The sequence below is a fragment of the Aeromonas rivuli genome, assembly GCF_000820045.1.
In the GTDB taxonomy this organism is placed as follows: domain Bacteria; phylum Pseudomonadota; class Gammaproteobacteria; order Enterobacterales; family Aeromonadaceae; genus Aeromonas; species Aeromonas rivuli.
Genome location: NZ_CDBJ01000089.1, coordinates 1 through 2,029, shown reverse-complemented (window position 1 = coordinate 2,029; position 2,029 = coordinate 1). Strand labels below are relative to the sequence as shown.

Annotated in this window: 2 protein-coding genes; both read left to right on the top strand. The window is 61.7% G+C overall.

Going from position 1 to position 2,029, the window contains the following annotated elements; translation table 11 throughout:
- The first annotated feature begins 261 nt into the window (after positions 1-261).
- Entirely contained in the window at positions 262-1,017 is a 756-nt protein-coding gene (locus tag BN1130_RS19335) for a tyrosine-type recombinase/integrase (RefSeq protein WP_042044049.1), read from the top strand.
- A gap of 107 nt (positions 1,018-1,124) precedes the next feature.
- On the top strand, positions 1,125-1,937 hold the full coding sequence (locus BN1130_RS19330; protein ID WP_232302072.1) for a DUF6685 family protein: 813 nt from the start codon (positions 1,125-1,127) through the stop codon (positions 1,935-1,937).
- The last annotated feature ends 92 nt before the right edge of the window (positions 1,938-2,029 follow it).

The window sequence follows — 2,029 nt, the reverse complement described above, 5'->3', positions numbered from 1 at the left end:
CCAAATGCCCCTTGGCCACCCCCGCCCCCCAAGATGTTGTGTTTCTGCAGCTGGCCGGTGCCACTATATCTAGTGGATCTGCCGAGGATCTGCCCCGCGCCGCCCCCTTCCTGTCTCCCCCCGCGCTTTTGACTTTTCGCGCATAGCGCCAAAACTCCCAAACTCGCCGCACCGCGCCGCGCATTTATTGCCACTGACAGCGCCCCCCCGGATCTGGCATCCTGCCGATCACCGACTTCCCCCCCCGCGACGAGGATCCCGATGCAGATCACCCCGCTTGGCCATGGCCACCCCCTGGCTACCTTGCACCAGGGCGGCCCCCTGGTGCGCCCCGCCGGCAGCCCCGAACAGTGGCGCGTGGCCACGGCACTGCGTAACCTCGCCATCGCCCACACCGACGCGCCCCGTTATCTCTTGGCGCACGAAGTGGGGGCGGTGCTGGCCATGCTGCCGGATCTGCAGCGCCGGTTCCTGGTGGCCACCTTGTGGAACACCGGCGCCCGCATCAACGAGGCCTTGGCGCTGACGCCGGGGGATTTCGAGCTCGATGGCCAGCGGCCGTTTGTGGCGCTGCGCACCTTGAAGCAGCGCCGGCGCGGCAAAGGCCGCCCCCGCGCTGGCGAGGCCGTCAAGCGCTTGGTGCCGCTGCTCGATCCGCAGTACGCCCAGCTGGCCCGCGAGTACCTGAGCACCTTCAAGCTGGCGCGGGGCGCCCCGATCTGGACCGTGACGGACCAGACCGTGCGCAACTGGCTGCGCGAGGCGGAAGGGGGATTACGGGGGAGGGGAGTTAACCTGGTGGTGGCGCTGACGCCGCATGTGTTCAGGCACAGCTACGCCATGCATCACCTCCTTCAAGGCAATACCCACATCAAGCGCCTGCAGGCGTACCTGGGCCACCGCTCGCTGCGCTCCACGGAGGTCTACACGGCTGTGCTCGCCCTCGATGCGGCGGCCTCGGAGATCGGGTTGAGCTTTTCGGTGCCGATCGAGGGCAATCCACTACTCAGTAGGTGAGTTGACGTTTAATTGTTCGGGCCACAGGATAGCGGATACAAACAGCGCCGCTCCATGAGTGTGTGCTGCACTCAAACTTCCCTTTGGAACCGGATGGAGTCCTCACCATGTTTACCGCCGCCGTGCACTATATCCAGCACCAGTTTGGCTACCCTGCTAACCTGAATGCCCTGCTACTTGCCCATCCTGATATCGGTTACGCCTTTGAACTCCCACGCAATACCGACGTTGACTACATCACTCGCTGGCACCAATGGTTGCCTTCCGGCTGGGATGCCAACCCCGGTGAATTGCGTGGCAGACAATACGTTCATGGCGAGTATCGAGGTGTGACCATTATGGTTGGTGCCCTCGCCAATCTTTGCGAGCAGGTGCACGTTGAGGGATGGACCTGTGATATTCGCCAGGTAGAAGTGCTCAATGCCTCCAAGAGCCCCCTCGAGCAGTTCACTGATCTCGACGCATTTGCGGAGGCCCGCTGCCAGGGATATCTCGATGATGCCTGCCCGGACACCATCGCCCGCAACCTGGCCCATGGTGAAGTTCGGATCATGCAACCAAGGTGCTTCGACTATTTTTGCTACCACGACTGGGATGGCCGAGTGTGCCTCATCAATGAAGGCGGCAGCCATCACTTTGCCACCGCTCGCTACCTCGCTGGCGTCGCTCGCTGTCCGGTTCAGTTGAAGGGGAACCTCAAGGCGTACCGACTCAACCCCGCCGCAGTCACCGCTCTCTCCGATGAATACATGCTGTTCAGCATCACCAAAGACCCGGAACGCTGGTTGGCACTGTCAGATGCGATGAGGGCCCTTCAGGCCACGTACTTCGTTGGCGACTTACCGCGCCCCCATGCTGGCGGGTATGTCTTGCTGTTACCGGCGTTGTTTCCTAAATCGATGCAGCTTGAATGGAACTAATTGAAAACCCAGTGATCTGAGCACCACCATCCCCCTCAAGTCTGCATCATGGGTAAAGCGCTTCACCCCATCACCAATTGGCCTCAATACAA

Bases quoted from the DNA above. Each gene is read 5' to 3' on its own strand.
- BN1130_RS19335 (WP_042044049.1), top strand. From the start codon at position 262: ATGCAGATCACCCCGCTTGGCCATGGCCACCCCCTGGCTACCTTGCAC.
- BN1130_RS19330 (WP_232302072.1), top strand. From the start codon at position 1,125: ATGTTTACCGCCGCCGTGCACTATATCCAGCACCAGTTTGGCTACCCT.